A 17130-nucleotide genomic window follows, 5' to 3' on the forward strand; every position below is an offset into this window, starting at 1 on the left:
CCCGCCCATGACCTCGGTAGGGGAATCCAGCGGTGGCCCGGGTGTTCCGGCGCCCCTGACGGTGTCGAACAGGCCGACGGTCGTGGACCTCGCCTTCGGGACACCGCGGATCTGGGTACCCGGAGTCGGCCTGCGCGACCCGGACTGTGATGTGCGTCCGCTTCTCCAGGGCGTCGACGAGATGAGCGTCCTGCTCGACGGTCGCCGCCACCATCTGCGCCAGGCCTGGCAGAAGACGTTCGGCGACATGGGAATCGGGGGGCCGGAAACAGGGGACCGGCCGGTTCTCGTCGGGCACCCCAGCACGTGGGGCCCGCGGCGGGCGTCCTCGCTGGCCGATGCCGCGGGTCCCGGGTCTTCGGTGACGCTCCTGCCGCGGGCCGTTCTGATCGCTCGCAGCCATGCCGACGTCACCGTCCGACGCTGTGCCGTCGTCGAGACCACCCACCTGCCGGCGCGTCCCGTCGACCCCGCCCACCCGAGGCCGGTGCCGTGGGATGTGCAGATCGTGAGCCGGCGTCCCGACGGCTGGGTCATCGAGCGGTGCGGCGTGATCCGCGCACCGGCTCCCGAGGCGGGCCTCGCACTCATCGACGACTCCGTGGAGGCGGTCTTCGTCGACGGTGACGACGCGGGGGAGGTGGCCTCGGCGATCGATCTCGTCGCCGCGCATGCGGTCGCCGGACGTGTGGTCGCGGTCGACCGGGCTCTGGTGGTGCGCCTGGGCCACCGCACCGGTGTCGCCGAGCTCGGACCCGGGGTCGGGCAACCGGCGGCGGACGTCGACTCCCACGACGCTCCCGGGTGGCGGTCGCGCCCGCTGCTGGCCGGGGCGGCGCTCGTGGCGGTACTCGTCGTCGCGGGGGCGTTCGCGGTGGGCTGGTGGCAGCGGGACGGCACGGCATCGTCATCTGTGGCCGACGTCCAGGTGGGGCGCGCGCAGTTGGCGGTCCCGGGCGGGTGGCGACACTCGGGTCAGGACACCCCGAGTGGCACGGTCGACGACCCCGACACATCGCGCGCGGTGTTCGTCGACGAGTCCGACGGACGGCGGATCATCGTCGTGCTGACCGAGGTGCGGGCGGGGTCGACCCGCGAGTCGGTGGCGACCAGCCTGCGCAACCGGATCGACCAGCGGGGTGACGACGTGGTGACCGAGTTCTCGGCCGACACCAGGTTCGCCGGTCGTGACGTCATCGGCTACCGGGAGGCGCCCGCCTCGGGGAGCGCCATCCGGTGGTACGTCATCGTCGACGACGGACTGCAGGTCTCCATCGGCTGCCAGGCGGGAAGCGCCGCCGAATCCGTCGACGCGGAGTGCGAACAGGCGGTCCGCTCCGCCCGTGTGGGACCGCGGTGAGCGTTTTGACCCTGACCTGCGCGGTCGCGTAACCTGGGTCGCTGGTGCTCGGCGCCTGGTGCACATTCGTGTGTCCAGGCCGCCGGAGGCCCGGGTCCCCACTGGTCGCCGGGAACAACCTCTGCCGCGCACCCGACCAGCACCCACAAGACAAGAGTTGAGGACAACTGTGCCTACCTACACCCCGAAGGCCGGTGACATCACGCGTACGTGGCATGTCATCGACGCCGAGAACGTGGTGCTCGGCCGGCTGGCCGTGCAGGTCGCGAACCTGCTCCGCGGCAAGCACAAGCCGACCTACGCCCCGCACATGGACGGTGGCGACTTCGTCGTCATCATCAACGCGGAAAAGGTTGCGCTGACCAGCAACAAGGCTGACCGCAAGCTGAACTACACCCACTCGGGGCATCCCGGTGGGCTCAAGTCCCGCACCACCACCGAATTGCTCGCGACCTACCCTGAGCGCGTCATCGAGAAGGCCGTCAAGGGCATGCTCCCGTCGACCAAGCTCGGCAACGCCATGGCCTCGAAGCTGAAGGTCTACGCAGGCCCGAATCATCCGCACGCGGCCCAGCGCCCCGTCCCCTTCGAGATCAAGCAGGTGGCCCAGTGAGCAACGAGAACATCAACGACGCCGTCGAAGAGGTTGTCGAGGTCATCGAGGACGTGGAAGCTGTCGATCCGGTCGAGGTCGTGGAGGCCGTCGAGGACGCCGTCGACGACTACGAGGCCGTCGCTGCCGAAGACGTCCGTGAGCCGATCGTCATCGACCGTCCGATCCAGACCGTCGGCCGCCGCAAGGAAGCCATCGTCCGCGTCCGCATGATGCCGGGCACCGGTGGGTTCACCCTCAACGGCCGCTCGCTGGAGGATTACTTCCCCAACAAGGTGCACCAGCAGCTGATCAAGGCTCCGCTGGTCACCGTCGAGCGCACCGAGTCGTTCGACATCTTCGCCAAGCTCGTCGGCGGCGGCCCATCGGGCCAGGCAGGCGCGCTGCGCCTCGCCATCGCCCGCGCGCTCATCGAGGTCGCCCCCGAGGATCGTCCGGCCCTGAAGAAGGCCGGCTTCCTCACTCGTGACCCGCGTGCGGTCGAGCGCAAGAAGTACGGCCTCAAGAAGGCCCGCAAGGCGTCGCAGTACTCCAAGCGCTGATCTTGGCACGCCTTTTCGGAACCGACGGCGTCCGAGGCCTGGCCAATGCAGAGCTCACCCCAGAGCTCGCATTGCGCCTGGCCTCGGCCGCCGCGGTCGTTTTCCAGGAACTGTCCGCCTCGGACGCAGGAGCGAGTACCCGTCGGCCGCGTGCCATCGTGGGACGCGATCCACGCGCTTCCGGCGAGATGCTCGAGGCCGCGGTGTGCGCGGGGCTCGCAGCCACCGGCGTCGACGCGATCTGCATCGGCGTCGTGCCGACCCCGGCGGTGGCGTTCCTGACCGCGGACTACCACGCCGACTTCGGGGTGATGATCTCCGCATCGCACAACCCCATGCCCGACAACGGGATCAAGTTCTTCTCGGCCGGGGGCCACAAACTCGAGGACGAGGTCGAGGACCGTATCGAAGCGGCCATGGAGGACGACATCGTCCGCCCCATCGGTGCCGCGGTGGGGCGGGTACTCGACGCCCCGGACGCGGGCGAGCGCTATCGCAAGCACCTCGCGCAGGCGATCGACACGCGGCTCGACGGGTTGACCGTCGTCGTCGACTGCGCGCATGGCTCCGCGTCGCAGCTGGGACCGCAGGCCTACGCCGACGCGGGCGCGACGGTCATCGCCATCCACGCCGAGCCCGACGGCCTGAACATCAACGCCGACTGCGGCTCCACGCACATGGACAAGCTGCAGGCCGCCGTTCTCGAACACGGAGCCGACCTGGGCCTGGCGCACGACGGCGACGCGGACCGTTGTCTCGCAGTCGATTCCACCGGTCAGATCGTCGACGGTGACGCGATCATGGCTGTCCTGGCGACCTCGCTGCGTGATCAGGGCAAGCTCCGCGAGAACGTGCTCGTCGCCACGGTGATGAGCAATCTCGGCCTGCACATCGCCATGCGCGAGGCGGGTATCACCGTCCACACCACCGCGGTCGGCGACCGTTACGTGGTCGAGGAACTCCGTCGCGGCGGCTACTCGCTGGGCGGAGAACAATCCGGGCACATCGTCGTCCCGGGGTCGGGGACGACCGGCGACGGCATCCTCACGGGCCTGATGATCATGGCCCGCATGGCGGCCACCTCGTCGCGACTGGCCGATCTCGCCGGCATCGTCACGGTGCTGCCGCAGGAGCTGATCAACGTGCGGGTCGGCGACAAACACGCTGTGGCGCACTCGGAGTCGGTCAAACAGGCGGTCACGGCCGCCGAAGCCGAACTGGGGGAGACCGGCCGCGTGCTGCTGCGACCCTCGGGCACCGAACAGCTCGTCCGCGTCATGGTCGAGGCCGCGACACCCGAGGTCGCACTGGAGGTCGCCGGCCGCCTGGCCGGCGTCGTCGAGAGCGCCGGCGCATGACCGGGTCGACGACCCCGCGGGCAGTCCTGTTCGACTTCTCCGGCACGCTGTTCCGCTTCGAGGCGCGCGACGAGTGGTTCGCTGAGCTGCGCGACGACTCCGGCTCCCCGTTCGATGCGGCCCGCCAATCCGAGATCATCCGGCGGATGGTCGCGCCCGTGGGCATCCCCGACGGGATCTCGGGCGACGACCGCATCGCGTGGGAACGTCGCGACCTCGATCCCGAACTCCACCGGAGGGGATACCTGGCACTGCTGCGCGAGGCGGGGATGGGCAACACCACCCATGCGTCGTCGCTCTACAACCGGGTGCTCGACCCGTCGTCATGGGTGCCGTTCGACGACACCGTCGCCGTCCTTCGGAAGCTGGCCGCCGCGGACGTCCCGATCGGCATCGTCAGCAACATCGCCTTCGATCTGCGCAAAGTCCTCGCCCTGCACGGGGTGGAGGACCTCGTCAGCGCCTGCGCGCTGTCGTACGAGGTCGGCGCGATCAAGCCGGACCCCCGGATCTTCCGTGCCGCGCTCGATCCGCTCGGCCTGCCACCGACCGAGGTGCTGATGGTCGGCGACAGTGAGACCGCCGACGGCGGCGCCCGCGACCTGGGCTGCTCGTTCGCGCTGGTCCACGATCTTCCGGCGGCGGACCGCCCCACCGCACTCCTCGACGCGGTCACCGCGCACGGTCTTCTCATTTCATAGGGAACCCAACGGCACTACGCTGCGTCCAAGAGAGCAGAGCCGTGAGAACAGCGGGAATCGGACCCACCAGGTCCGGATCGTCGGGAGGGGTGGCGTGGACGACATCGATCGGCGCCCGATCGCCATGGACACCGCGCAGGTGTCCGCGGTTGCGGGTTTCTACCGTAGGTCGTCTCTGATCCTGAGCGCGGTCGCCGACGATCTGGAGACGCACGACTTCGGCGTGTGGGCACGGACGCGTCCCGAGTCCTCCGACGGCGTGCCGATCGGAGCCGCGGCGACGTTCGACGAACTGGCGACGACGTACCGGCAGCTGAGTGCGACTCTGGCGCAACGGCTTCGGGTGCAGGCCGGCGCGGCGGGAGAACTCGCGGGCACGCTCCGCAACAGTGCGATCGTCATGTCCGACGGCGACGACCGCGTCGCAGGCGAGATCGCCAGGGCGCTGCCCGCCGCCCGGACGGACTTCGGATGAGGCGCGACCAGGATTCCCTGACGGTTCTGCGGCAGGACGCGCGCACAGGTGTGGAGTCGTTGATCGATGTGGTCGCGGCCGGTCGTCTGATGGGTGTCGCAGCGCCCACCGCCGACGCTCTCCGGCACGGTCTGGGGGCCATCGATCGTTTCGACGTCGCCGCGCTGTCGGCCGACAGTCGTGCCCTGGTGGCGGCGCATCGCACGGTCTCCGAGCAGCTGCACCATCTCCCCGAACAGCAGGTCCGCCTCGACGACGGATGGAACAGCGACTCCGCGGTCGTGGCGATCGGTGCGGTCATCGACCACCAGCGCCGCGCGGAGTCCGACCTGCACATGTTGCGCACGCTCACCGACGCCACCTCGGCGGCAGCGTCCGGCATCGACCGACTGCTGCGCACCTTCTACCTCACGGTGGCCCGTCTCTCGGTTCCCTCGGTCGCGGGCGTGGCTCCCGCCGAACTACCACAAGCGGTCCTGACCGGGCGCGTTCCCGCCGGGGTGGTGATCGAGGACATCCGATCACGGGTGGAGATGTTCACCACCGCCGCCGACGCCACCGCACGCGGCATCGCCGGCATCCTCGACCTCCTCAACCGGTCACTCGACGGGATCGACGACGAGGCGTATCCCACGGACGCGCGCTCCGCGACACCCGAGCCGCCGCCGGTGGAGTCCGCGCGGTCGGCGGTTGCACACCCGGCGCACACCGGCGGGACCGGGCACACCACCACGGGCGCCGCGCCGGATCCTGCCCTGCCGGATCCTGCCCCGTCGGATCCTGTACCGCCCCGATCGTGGCTCGCCGAATCGACGACCGAGCATCTCCCGGCGGAAGTCGCTGCCGCGGCACCCGGCGGTTCGGCCCGGCCCGAGACCTCGCAACCGCCCGCGCCGGTCGAGACCGTGGGCAGCACCCGCGGCAGCGAGGACGACGTCGACGTGCCCTTCCGCTTGCGCGGCCTCGCCGGGGCGCCACCCGAGTCCGACCAGGCTGCATCCGGCCACCCTGCATCCGTCGAGCCCGGACGCGACGGTGCGCACCGGCAGTCGACGGCGCCGGCCCGTGCCGTCGCCGACACGGCGCGGACCCCGCCCGGCGCCGATCCGAACCCGTCGGGGCCGCCGGACCGGTCGTCGGGCGATCTGGCGCTGGCGGGTGACCAGTGAATCTCGCCGACCAGATCGAGGCCCTGGCGCGCAGTGCCACCGCCGAGGTCGCGAGGGCATCCCACCGGTTCTCCGCACGGCAGCGCGACCTCGACCTGGCGATGGACGATCATCTCCGCAACTCGGTGCGCACGGAGACCGAGCGCCTGCGGGAAGAACTCGAGAACGCCGCGGACGCGGCGGACGCCACCCCGGGGATCATGCTGCCCGCCGACGTGGCCGACGCCAGTCCCCATCTGCCGCCGACGACCACATAGGCTGTCTGCTGTGCCAGGGAAGAAGCGTCCGAAGCCGCAGTCGCCCGCAAAACTGATGTCCGCGCTCGCCCGTCGCGGCCCCCACCGTGTTCTCCGCGGCGACCTGGGGATCGTGGGAACACCGGGGGTGGTGTTCACACCCGCCGGTGGGTCGCGTCTGCCGGCCATCGCCTTCGGCCACGGATGGATGACGTCGCCGGAGCGCTACAAGGACCTCTGCCAGCACCTCGCGTCGTGGGGCATCGTCGTCGCCGTCCCGGCCGGTCAACGAGGCGTGCTGGCCTCCGACGACGCGTTGGCGGCCGATCTGCGGTCGGCGCTGTCGATCGTGACGCGCGTCCCCCTGGGCTTCGGCGACATCACCGTCGATCCGCGCAAGGTCGGTTTCGCCGGGCACGGCTTCGGCGGTTCGTCGGCGATCATCGCCGCCGCCCCGGGACGCCTGCACGGCCAGGACCCTCTGCCGGTTCGCGGTGTGGCGGCACTGTTCCCCGCACCCACCACCGCCGCGCTCCTGCCTGCCGCTCGCCGGGTCGAGGCGCCGGGGCTCCTCGTGTCGGCCATCGGCGAACTCGACAGCATCGACAGCAATGCGCTGCCGCTCGCGCAGGCGTACGGGTCCGACCATGCCGACGGCGAGGACTCCGCAAGGGTGGTGCTGCGTATCCCGCCCGCCGCGTCGTCGCGCGGGCTCGTCGAGCACCGGTCGATCAAGGCCCTGCTCGGCAGCAACGGGGCGGACAAGAAGACCCACTCCGCGGTGCGTGCGATGCTCACCGGCTTCTTCCTGTACACCCTCGACGAGGACGAGCGGTACGCGGCGTTCGCCGACGCCGACACCGTCCTGGGGAAGGTCCCGGCCGTCGACCTCGATGATCCGCCGGAGATCCAGGACAAGATCGCCAAACTGCTGGGTGCCAAGGAGCGCAAGCGTCGTCGCGCCGCCGGGCCGGTCCCGGCCGGGGCCCCCAACGCGGTGGTGCCCGACACCATCGAATGAGATGGTGTCCCGCGCCTGGTCGGCACCCTACGGGTGACCCGGGCGGGCGAGCGGACGTGTGACGCCGTCGACGCCCGGAGCGCAGGTACGCTGACTAGCTATGTGTGGAATCGTGGGATACGTGGGGCGCCGCGATGCCCTGGACATCGTCGTCGACGCGCTGCGACGGATGGAGTATCGCGGATACGACTCGGCGGGTGTCGCGATCCTCGACGGCGCCGGTAACACCGCCATCCAGAAGAAGGCTCTCCGCATGGAGAACCTGGACAAGCAGATCGCGACCGTCGGTCGCGACGCGCTGTCGGGAACCACCGGCATGGGTCACACCCGATGGGCCACGCACGGCAAGCCGACCGACCGCAACGCCCATCCGCATGCCAGTGACGACGGGAAGATCGCGGTCGTGCACAACGGCATCATCGAGAACTATGCCGAACTGCGCGCCGAACTCGAGAACGACGGCGTCGAATTCGGTTCCGAGACCGATACCGAGACCGCGGTCCACCTGGTCTCGAAGTACTACGCGCTCGGCCCCACGGCCGGAGACTTCGTGGCGAGCGCCTACGCCGCGCTCCGGCGCCTCGAAGGTGCGTTCACGCTGGTGTTCACCCATGCCGATCACGCGGACACCATCGTCGCGGCCCGGCGTTCCACGCCGCTCGTCGTGGGTGTGGGTCAGGGCGAGATGTTCGTCGGTTCGGATGTGACGGCGTTCATCGAGCACACCCGCGACGCGGTGGAACTGGGTCAGGACGAGGTCGTGGTGATCACCGCCGACTCCTACACGATCACCGACTTCGAGCAGAACCCGCGGGTGGGAAAGCCGTTCCACATCGACTGGGATCTCGCCGCCGCAGAAAAGGGCGGATACGACTTCTTCATGCTCAAGGAGATCGCCGAGCAGCCGCGTGCGATCGCCGACACCCTCCTCGGTCATCTGCAGAACGGGCGCATCGTCCTCGACGAGCAACGCCTGACCGACGACGACCTGCGCGATGTCGACAAGGTCTTCGTCGTCGCCTGCGGTACCGCCTACCACGCGGGTCTGCTGGCCAAGTACGCGATCGAACACTGGACGCGCCTGCCCGTCGAGATCGAGCTCGCCAGCGAGTTCCGCTACCGCGACCCGGTTCTCGACCGGTCGACCCTGGTGGTGGCCATCTCGCAGTCGGGGGAGACGGCCGACACTCTCGAGGCCGTGCGGCACGCCAAGGACCAGAAGGCGCGCGTGCTCGCGATCTGCAACACCAACGGTGCGCAGATCCCGCGCGAGTCCGATGCGGTGCTCTACACCCACGCCGGGCCCGAGATCGGTGTCGCATCGACGAAGTGCTTCCTCGCCCAGATCGTCGCCGCCTACCTGGTCGGTCTCGCGCTCGCCCAGGCTCGCGGCACCAAGTACGCCGACGAGGTGGCGCGCGAGTTCGCCGCGATCGAGGCGATGGCCGACTCCGTGGCAGAGGTCCTGGAGACGATGGAACCGGTCCGCGAGCTCGCACGCTCGCTCTCACACCACAACACCGTGCTGTTCATCGGCAGGCATGTGGGCTACCCGGTCGCGCTCGAGGGCGCGCTCAAGCTCAAGGAACTCGCCTACATGCACGCGGAGGGTTTCGCGGCCGGTGAGCTCAAGCACGGTCCGATCGCGCTCATCGAGGACGGGTTACCGGTGATCACCGTGATGCCCTCGCCCGAGGGACGCGCGATGCTGCACTCCAAGATGGTCAGCAACATCCGCGAGATCCAGGCACGCGGGGCGCGCACGATCGTCATCGCCGAACCCGACGACGTCGCCGCCCGGGCGGTCGCCGACGAATTCATCCCGATCCCGAAGACGCCGACGCTGCTGCAACCGCTGGTCTCGACCGTTCCGCTGCAGGTGTTCGCCGCCAGCGTTGCGCAGGCGCGAGGCTACGACGTCGACAAACCGCGGAATCTCGCCAAATCGGTGACCGTCGAATAGTGGCGCGCGGATGCCGACCCGCTACCTGACCGCCGACGAGGTCCGCGCCGCCGAGCGCGCCACGGGGGAGCTGCTCGACAACGGCACCCTGATGCGTCGTGCCGCGCACGGCGTCGCCCAGGCCGTGGTGGGGGAGCTGAACCGGACGGGCGGGTGTTACGGCCGCGCGGTCGGGGTGGTCGTCGGGGCCGGAGACAACGGCGGTGACGCGCTCTTCGCCGCGGCCGAACTGTCGCGGCGTGGAGTGCGCGTGTACGCGGTCCTGCTGGCGCCGGACAAGGCCCATCCGGCCGGGCTGCGGGCGTTCGTGGCATCCGGCGGCCGGACCGTCGCCGACCTCCCCGACGGGCTCGACGTGGTCGTCGACGGCGTGGTGGGTATCGGCGGGCGTGGTCCGCTCCGCCCGGCAGCCGCCGAGATCTTCGGCGCGCTGGGGTCCGACACCCGCGTCGTGGCAGTCGACCTTCCGTCCGGCATCGACGCCGACACCGGTGAGGTCCACACCCCGTCGGTGCGGGCCGACGTCACGGTCACGTTCGGAGCGCTGCGGCGGGCGCACCTGCTGGCGGCGCCGCGTTGCGGGCGCGTCGTGCTGGTCGACATCGGTCTCGGGCAGCCGGCGGCCGACGCGCCGGCGGGGCCTCGGCTGTCGTCCTGGTCCGACGCCGAGATCGATTGGCCGCTACCGGGTCCCGCCGATGACAAGTACACCCAGGGCGTCGTCGGCGTCATCGCGGGATCGCACCGCTATCCCGGTGCCGCGATCCTGGCCACCGGGGCCGCGGTCACCGCGACGTCAGGGATGACGCGGTTCGTCGGGTCCGCGCACGCCGAAGTCGTCGCGCACTGGCCGGAGGTCGTCGCCACCCCCGACCTCTCCGACGCCGGACGGGTGCAGGCCTGGGTCGTGGGACCCGGGATGGGAACCGACGACGCCGCTCTGGCCACGTTGCGTACGGTGCTGGCGAACGACGTCCCGGTCCTCGCCGACGCCGACGCACTGACCTTGATCGCCCGCCACCCCGACCTCGTCGACGCACGGTCCGCGCCGACCCTCCTCACCCCGCACGCCGGCGAGTTCGCGCGGTTGAGCGGCGCCGAGCTGGGCGCCGACCGTCTCGCGGCAGTCGCCGATCTGGCGTCGCGGTGGGGTGTGACGGTCCTCCTCAAGGGTCGCGTCACACTGGTCGCCGACCCCTCAGGAGACGTCGTGGGCAACGACGCGGGATCGTCGTGGGCGGCGACCGCAGGGGCCGGGGATGTGTTGTCGGGGGTGGCCGGAGCGCTTCTGGCGGCTGGACGATCCCCTCAGGCGGCGGGCGTCGCAGCGGCACGCGTGCACGCCCGCGCGGCCGGGCTCGCGAGCCGCGGGGCGCCGATAGGGGCGTCGGACCTGCTGTCCGCGCTGCGGCCGGCGATTCGCGAATTCACCACGCCATCACCACGAAGACGAGCGGGTAGCAGGCCGTCAGAACGGTGAACACGGTCACCGACGACAACGCGACGAGGTCGGCGACAGGGCCGGCCCGTCGCAGTTCGCCCGCCCGGGTCCGGGCGATCCACGAGACCGCCAGACCCACGCAAGCGCCGATCGTGGCGAGGACGGCGACGCCGAACACCGCGAGCGCCGCCACCCCGTAGGCGTCGGCCGGCTCCCCGGCCAGTGCCCTCCCGAAGGCGAGGAGGAGGAGCACGGTGGCGACGACGAAGCCCACCCATGCGAGCGCGTTCGCGGCCCAGGACAGCAGCGACGGACGCAGCCCGGGCCGCGGCGACGGCGCACCCACGGGGTGACCGGCAGGGTGGAAAGCGGGCATTCCGGCGGGATCCACGGGCGAGAAGTCGTCCGGGCCGACGTGGAGGGGGGTGGTGACGGCGTACATGGTGACCTTCGTGAGAGCGGAGAGGTACGGGCGGTGGGGCGAGGTGGCGTGCAGTCCACTCAACCGGGGTTCGGCACGTGCGACATCGGTGGGACTACTCAGTCGATGACCGCGATACGACGCAGGGCGGCGGTGACACCCGGCCGGGACGAGGCCGTGCTGCCGATCTGGGACAATGGTCGGCGATGACTTCCCCCGCTCTGACCGCGACCGTCGATCTCGGCGCGATCGCCCACAACGTCGGCGTGATCCGCGCCGCTTCGGGTGCCGCCGTCATGGCCGTCGTGAAGGCCGACGCCTACGGTCACGGCGCGCTACCCGTCGCCCGAACGGCCCTGGAGTCCGGCGCGGCCGAGCTCGGAGTGGCCCACATCACCGAGGCACGGGCCCTCCGCGCGGCCGGGATCAGCGCGCCGATCACCTCGTGGTTGCACGCACCTGGAGCCGACTTCGCCGGAGCGATCACCGACGCTGTGGACATCGCCCTGTCATCGACCTGGCAGCTCGAAGCGGTGATCGCGGCGGCTCAGGAGACCGGGACCCCGGCCACCGTCACGGTCAAGGTCGACACCGGTCTCAATCGCAGCGGTGTCGCCGTCGACGAATGGGACGACTTCGCCGAGCGCGTCGCGAAAGCCCACGCCGACGGGTCGGTCCACCTGCGTGCCGCGATGTGCCACCTCGCGCGCGGAGACGAACCCGACCATCCGCTGAACGACGAGCAGGCCGCCCGCCTCGACCGCGCCGTGGCCGATCTGGCCCGCCTCGGTGCGGCGCCGGAGGTGGTGCACATGGCGAATTCCCCGGCGGCGCTGACCAGGCCGGATCTGTCGCGTGACATGGTCCGCCCCGGAATCGCGGTCTACGGACGCACACCCGTGCCGTCCCGCGGCGACTTCGGCCTGATCCCGGCCATGACGCTGACCGCGCGGATCGCACTGGTGAAAAAGGTCGCCGCGGGACAGGGCGTCTCCTACAGCGAGACGTGGATCGCGCCGCGCGACACCGTCGTCGCCGTGGTTCCCGCCGGATATGCCGACGGTGTGCCGCGGCTGCTGTCGGGACGTCTCCGGGTGCGCATCGGCGAGCGGCTGTTCGACGGTGTGGGCCGGATCTGTATGGATCAGCTCGTAGTCGATCTGGGGCCCGACGGCGCGGGCGTGCGCGAGGGTGACGAGGCCGAACTCTTCGGCACCGGTCGGACGGGCGGACCCACCGCCAAGGACTGGGCCGACGCCATCGGCACGATCGACTACGAGATCGTGTCGCAGATCGGCACCCGGGTGGTTCGACGCTATGTCGACCCCGTTCAGGCGAACTCCGCCGGTGGCGACTCGGGTCGCGGTGACACGGTGACCGGACGATGAGCGGGGTGGCACTGGTGGACGATTCCCAACGCGTCGGACTGCTGGCCGGGGTGGCGGGCATCGCTGCCCTCGGCGGGATGGCCGCGGTCGGCGCGGCCCGCAACATCGCGCGCAAGAGTGTTGTGGGCAAAGCGGATCCGCACGCCGACGTCGACCTGACCGCGCTGTACGGCGAGCGGGCGCAGACCGTCACCACCGATGACGGGCTCGAGCTCGCGGTCCGCATCGTCGACCTCGGCGGGGTCTCCGCGGACACCGCGCCCGACCTCACCATCGTCTTCGTACACGGCTTCAGTCTGCGCCTGTCCAGCTGGCACTTCCAACGTGAGCAGCTCGCGCAGGAGTGGCGCGACCGCAAGTACCGCATGGTCTTCTTCGATCATCGCGGACACGGCGAGAGCGACCCCGCGCCCACCGAGACCTGCACGATCGCGCAGCTGGCCGACGACACGGCAGCGGTGATCCGGGCGACCGTCCCGGTGGGACCCGTTGTGCTGGTGGGCCACTCGATGGGAGGCATGACGCTGATGGGCCTGGCGCGCCGGCATCCGGCGCTGTTCTCCACCCACGGTCCCGTTGCCGGTGTCGGTCTCGTCGCCACCGCGTCGCGTGGTCTCACCGACGCGGGACTCGGTGAGGGACTGCGGAATCCGGTGATCGACGCGTTCCGGATGAGCGTGCGCCGCGCCCCGCGTCTGGTCCAGGCCGGGCGGGGTCTCACCAGGTCGGCGCTCGAACCGGTTCTGGTGGCCGCCAGCTTCGGGCCCACGTTCTACAGCCCCGCGCTGGGCAGCGCGGTGGACAAGATGATCCAGAGCACGCCGATCGAGACCATCGTGAACTTCTTGCACGCCTTGGAGATCCACGACGAGTCGACCGCACTTCCGGTCATCGCGCAGGTGCCGACCACGGTCGTGTGCGGCGACCGCGACCGACTGACACCCCTGCGCAATTCGGTGCGGATGTACTCCCAGCTCGGCACGGATTCGAGACTCGTGGTCGCCAAGGGCGCCGGGCACATGGTCCAGATGGAGGAGCCGCAACTGGTGACCGACGCGATCGTCGAACTGGTCGACAGGGCACGGGTCGCGCTGCCGGCACCTCGCCGCCGCTGGTGGAAGCGGGGCCGCTGATGTCCGGTGAACCGAACACGGTCGAGCCCCACGGTGTCGACGCCCGGACCGGCACCCGTGCGTTGCCCGACGTCGCCGACACCGAAGCATTCGGCAGGGAACTGGCATCGATTCTCGCGGCCGGCGACGTGGTGATCCTCGACGGACCGCTGGGTGCCGGGAAGACGGCACTGGCCCGGGGGATCGGTGCGGGCCTCGGCATCGTCGGCCGGGTCACGTCGCCCACCTTCATCATCGCCCGCGAGCACCGACCCGGGCGTCCGGGCGGACCGGCGATGGTCCACGTCGACGCCTACCGGCTGGGCGGTGCCGGAGGCGGCTCGGGTGTCCTGGACGAACTCGACGCTCTCGATCTGGACTCCGATCTGGAGGACGCGGTCATCGTGGTCGAGTGGGGCGAGGGCGTGGCCGAACGGTTGGCCGACCGGCATCTCGTCGTCCGACTCCGACGGGACGTGGACAGCGATGTGCGGCATGCGGAATGGGAATGGGTGAGCGACGAATGAGCCGGGTCGGAACTGGTCGGGGTCTGATGGGTGAGGGGTTGGTGCTCGCGGTCGACACCGCGACCGACTCGGTGGTGACCGGAATCGCCGAGCTGGCCGGCGGCGAGGTTCGGGTCCTCGCCGAACGGGTGGTCGCCGATCACCGCAGGCACGCCGAGTTGCTGACGACCCTCATCGCCGAGTCGCTCACCGAATCAGGTTGCGCGCGAAATGATCTGACCGCTGTCGTCGTCGGATGTGGCCCCGGCCCGTTCACCGGCCTGCGGGTGGGCATGGCCACCGGCGCCGGCTTCGCCGACGCGTTGTCCATCCCCGCCTACGGCGTGTGCTCGCTCGACGCGCTCGCCCACGAGGCCGGCGTGCCCGAGGCGGACGGCACCGCGACCCTTGTGGTGACCGACGCCCGCCGGCGCGAGGTGTACTGGGCCGTCTACGACAGCGGCCATCGTCGACGCGGTCCCGAGGTGACCGCACCCGCCCTGGTGGCCGACGAACTGGCCGCGGATCTGGCTGCCGGACGGTTCGGTGTGGCCGCGGGGTCGGCACCCCATCTCGATCTGGTCGGCTGGGCCGGTGGGCCGCCGTCGGTCACGGTGCCGACGGTACGGGGCCTCGTCGCGGTTGCCGGACCGGACATCACCGCCGGCCGCGATCCGGAACCGCTTGTGCCGCTGTATCTCCGGCGTCCCGACGCTGTGGAGCAGAAGGATCGACGAGTAGGCGTTCGGCCATGACGACGCCGGAACTGGTGATCGACGCCCTCACCTACGGCGACATCCCTCGGTGCGCGGCACTGGAGAAGCAGATGTTCGCCGACGACTCACCGTGGCCGGCCGCGGCGTTCCGGGCGGAGCTCAACGCCCCGTACAACACGTATTTCGCGGCCCGGGAGCGGATCGGCGCCGACATCATCGGCTACGCCGGGATCTCGACCCTGGGCCAGCCCGACGCCTATGAATGCGAGATCCACACCATCGCCGTCGACCCGGACCATCGCGGACGCGGGATCGGCCGCGCTCTGCTGGAGGCGATGCTGGTCGTCGCCGACGGGAACGACGCGCCGGTCTTCCTCGAGGTGCGCACCGACAACGAGGTCGCGATCGCCCTGTACTCGCGGCACGGGTTCTCCACCGCCGGGATCCGGCGGAACTACTATCAGCCGTCCGGTGCCGACGCCTACACGATGTTGCGGCTCCCGGTGTCGGGACGGCCGCTCGAACCGGAGGAGGGCCCCGCGTGATCGTCATGGGTATCGAGAGCTCGTGTGACGAAACGGGTGTCGGCATCGTGCGGTGGACGCCCGCCGACGGGGACACCCCGGGCTTCGCGACGCTGCTCGCCGACGAGGTCGCCTCCAGCGTGGACGAGCACGCCCGGTTCGGTGGCGTCGTACCCGAGATCGCCTCGCGCGCGCACCTGGAGGCCATCGTGCCGACAATGCGCCGCGCGCGGGAGGCCGCCGGTGTCGACCGACCGGACGCCATCGCGGTCACCATCGGACCCGGTCTCGCGGGCGCGCTGCTCGTCGGCGTCGCGGCCGCCAAGGCGTATGCCCTGGCGTGGGATGTGCCGCTGTACGCGATGAACCACCTCGGCGGGCATGTCGCGGTGGACACCCTGGAGCACGGGCCGATGCCCGAGTGCGTCGCCCTGCTCGTCTCCGGCGGACACACGCATCTGTTGCATGTCACCGACCTCTCCCGGCCCATCGTCGAACTGGGCACCACGGTCGACGACGCGGCCGGCGAGGCCTTCGACAAGGTGGCACGGCTGCTGGGTCTCGGATTTCCGGGCGGGCCCGCGCTCGACCGGGCCGCGCAGGACGGAGACCCCACCGCCATCGCGTTCCCCCGCGGCATGACCGGTCCCCGCGACTCCCGCCACGACTTCTCGTTCAGTGGGCTCAAGACCGCCGTCGCCCGCCACGTCGAGCGGTGCCAGCGGGATGGGACGCCTGTCCCCGTTGCCGACGTGGCCGCATCGTTCCAGGAGGCGGTCGCCGACGTGCTGACGATGAAGGCCGTGCGTGCCTGTACCGACCTCGGCGTGGACACCCTGGTGCTCGGCGGGGGAGCGACGGCGAACTCCCGGATCCGGTCGCTGGCACAGGAGCGGTGCGGTGCCGCGGGCATCACCCTGCGAGTCCCGAAGCCCCGCTTGTGCACCGACAACGGCGTCATGATCGCGACCCTGGGCGCGCATGTCATCGGCGGCGGTGCGGAGCCGTCGCCGCTGACCGTGGCGTCGGACCCGGCCATGTCGGTTCGGGTCAGTCAGCTGTGACCCCACTCGTTCGCTGACGATCGCGGCGAGCGAACACGGGGACTTTCGCACCCTGCGCCCTTGAGTGCTGGCACTCGCATGTATAGAGTGCTAGTTGGCGCTGAGTGAAGCCTCGGACACCCGCGACGACGAGGTTTTGTCCCAGAGCCGTGAACGTGCAGATTCTTTCTCAGTACGAAAGTTGAGGACTCACATCGTGGCGAGCGTGAACATCAAGCCGCTTGAGGACAAGATCCTGGTGCAGGCCGTCGAGGCCGAGACGACCACCGCCTCGGGCCTGGTCATCCCGGACTCCGCCAAGGAGAAGCCGCAGGAAGGCACCGTCATCGCCGTCGGCGAGGGTCGGGTCACCGAGCAGGGCAACCGCGTCCCCGTCGACGTCAAGGAAGGTGACACCGTCATCTACAGCAAGTACGGCGGCACCGAGATCAAGTACGCCGGCGAGGAGTACCTGATCCTCTCGGCACGCGACGTCCTCGCCGTCATCGGCAAGTAGGACCGGTACCGAGAACTCCGGCCG

At 70.5% G+C, this 17130-nt stretch carries 19 protein-coding genes; 18 read left to right on the plus strand and 1 reads right to left on the minus strand.

Annotated features, from left to right (window positions below; all coding sequences use genetic code 11):
- The first annotated feature begins 7 nt into the window (after positions 1-7).
- From ACSUZC_RS07990 to ACSUZC_RS08040, 11 genes are all read left to right on the plus strand, one after another.
- Positions 8-1360: a type VII secretion-associated protein gene (locus ACSUZC_RS07990; protein ID WP_439032311.1), complete on the plus strand. Its 1353-nt coding sequence runs from the start codon at positions 8-10 to the stop codon at positions 1358-1360.
- Between the two features lie 169 nt (positions 1361-1529).
- A complete protein-coding gene (rplM, locus tag ACSUZC_RS07995) occupies positions 1530-1973 on the plus strand; it encodes a 50S ribosomal protein L13 (protein ID WP_238422074.1) in 444 nt (147 codons plus the stop codon).
- The gene (gene rpsI, locus ACSUZC_RS08000; protein ID WP_439032312.1) at positions 1970-2515 is read left to right on the plus strand and encodes a 30S ribosomal protein S9; all 546 of its coding nucleotides are present in this window, start codon (positions 1970-1972) and stop codon (positions 2513-2515) included. The genes rplM and rpsI overlap by 4 nt, the downstream gene beginning before the upstream one ends.
- Positions 2516-2517: 2 nt before the next feature.
- The gene (gene glmM, locus ACSUZC_RS08005) at positions 2518-3873 is read left to right on the plus strand and encodes a phosphoglucosamine mutase (RefSeq protein ID WP_439032313.1); all 1356 of its coding nucleotides are present in this window, start codon (positions 2518-2520) and stop codon (positions 3871-3873) included.
- A complete protein-coding gene (locus tag ACSUZC_RS08010) occupies positions 3870-4574 on the plus strand; it encodes an HAD family hydrolase (protein ID WP_439032314.1) in 705 nt (234 codons plus the stop codon). Before glmM ends, ACSUZC_RS08010 begins: the two co-directional genes overlap by 4 nt.
- Before the next feature lie 94 nt (positions 4575-4668).
- Positions 4669-5049: a hypothetical protein gene (locus ACSUZC_RS08015; protein WP_439032315.1), complete on the plus strand. Its 381-nt coding sequence runs from the start codon at positions 4669-4671 to the stop codon at positions 5047-5049.
- Entirely contained in the window at positions 5046-6218 is a 1173-nt protein-coding gene (locus tag ACSUZC_RS08020; protein WP_439032316.1) for a hypothetical protein, read from the plus strand. The genes ACSUZC_RS08015 and ACSUZC_RS08020 overlap by 4 nt, the downstream gene beginning before the upstream one ends.
- A complete protein-coding gene (locus ACSUZC_RS08025; RefSeq protein ID WP_439032317.1) occupies positions 6215-6475 on the plus strand; it encodes a hypothetical protein in 261 nt (86 codons plus the stop codon). Before ACSUZC_RS08020 ends, ACSUZC_RS08025 begins: the two co-directional genes overlap by 4 nt.
- A 10-nt stretch (positions 6476-6485) precedes the next feature.
- Positions 6486-7475, plus strand: coding sequence for a dienelactone hydrolase family protein (locus ACSUZC_RS08030; protein ID WP_439032318.1), 990 nt, complete (start codon positions 6486-6488; stop codon positions 7473-7475).
- A gap of 100 nt (positions 7476-7575) precedes the next feature.
- Positions 7576-9438, plus strand: coding sequence for a glutamine--fructose-6-phosphate transaminase (isomerizing) (gene glmS / locus ACSUZC_RS08035; protein WP_439032319.1), 1863 nt, complete (start codon positions 7576-7578; stop codon positions 9436-9438).
- A 10-nt stretch (positions 9439-9448) separates the two neighbouring features.
- Positions 9449-10918 (plus strand): NAD(P)H-hydrate dehydratase, encoded by a 1470-nt coding sequence (locus ACSUZC_RS08040; RefSeq protein WP_439032320.1) that lies wholly within the window; start codon positions 9449-9451, stop codon positions 10916-10918.
- On the opposite strand, the gene ACSUZC_RS08045 is transcribed toward ACSUZC_RS08040, so the two are convergent.
- Positions 10866-11384: a hypothetical protein gene (locus ACSUZC_RS08045; RefSeq protein ID WP_439032321.1), complete on the minus strand. Its 519-nt coding sequence runs from the start codon at positions 11382-11384 to the stop codon at positions 10866-10868. The two genes, ACSUZC_RS08040 and ACSUZC_RS08045, sit on opposite strands and share 53 nt — an antisense overlap.
- 122 nt (positions 11385-11506) lie before the next feature.
- Here ACSUZC_RS08045 and alr point away from each other — a divergent pair, with 122 nt between their 5' ends.
- The 7 genes from alr to groES all read left to right on the plus strand — a co-directional run bounded on the left by alr (position 11507) and on the right by groES (position 17106).
- Complete coding sequence (alr, locus tag ACSUZC_RS08050; protein ID WP_439032322.1) at positions 11507-12688, plus strand: alanine racemase; 1182 nt, start codon at positions 11507-11509, stop codon at positions 12686-12688.
- Positions 12685-13821, plus strand: coding sequence for an alpha/beta fold hydrolase (locus ACSUZC_RS08055; protein WP_439032323.1), 1137 nt, complete (start codon positions 12685-12687; stop codon positions 13819-13821). Before alr ends, ACSUZC_RS08055 begins: the two co-directional genes overlap by 4 nt.
- On the plus strand, positions 13821-14327 hold the full coding sequence (gene tsaE, locus ACSUZC_RS08060; protein WP_439032324.1) for a tRNA (adenosine(37)-N6)-threonylcarbamoyltransferase complex ATPase subunit type 1 TsaE: 507 nt from the start codon (positions 13821-13823) through the stop codon (positions 14325-14327). The genes ACSUZC_RS08055 and tsaE overlap by 1 nt, the downstream gene beginning before the upstream one ends.
- Positions 14309-15061 carry a tRNA (adenosine(37)-N6)-threonylcarbamoyltransferase complex dimerization subunit type 1 TsaB gene (gene tsaB, locus ACSUZC_RS08065; RefSeq protein ID WP_439032325.1) on the plus strand — a complete coding sequence of 251 codons (753 nt, stop codon included), beginning with the start codon at positions 14309-14311 and terminating at the stop codon, positions 15059-15061. Before tsaE ends, tsaB begins: the two co-directional genes overlap by 19 nt.
- The gene (gene rimI, locus ACSUZC_RS08070; RefSeq protein WP_439032326.1) at positions 15058-15567 is read left to right on the plus strand and encodes a ribosomal protein S18-alanine N-acetyltransferase; all 510 of its coding nucleotides are present in this window, start codon (positions 15058-15060) and stop codon (positions 15565-15567) included. Before tsaB ends, rimI begins: the two co-directional genes overlap by 4 nt.
- Entirely contained in the window at positions 15564-16610 is a 1047-nt protein-coding gene (gene tsaD / locus ACSUZC_RS08075; protein WP_439032327.1) for a tRNA (adenosine(37)-N6)-threonylcarbamoyltransferase complex transferase subunit TsaD, read from the plus strand. Before rimI ends, tsaD begins: the two co-directional genes overlap by 4 nt.
- A 196-nt stretch (positions 16611-16806) precedes the next feature.
- Positions 16807-17106: a co-chaperone GroES gene (gene groES / locus ACSUZC_RS08080; protein WP_004019185.1), complete on the plus strand. Its 300-nt coding sequence runs from the start codon at positions 16807-16809 to the stop codon at positions 17104-17106.
- Positions 17107-17130 lie beyond the last annotated feature (24 nt).

The sequence above is a fragment of the Gordonia terrae genome (assembly GCF_051789125.1).
Lineage (GTDB): Bacteria > Actinomycetota > Actinomycetes > Mycobacteriales > Mycobacteriaceae > Gordonia > Gordonia terrae_A.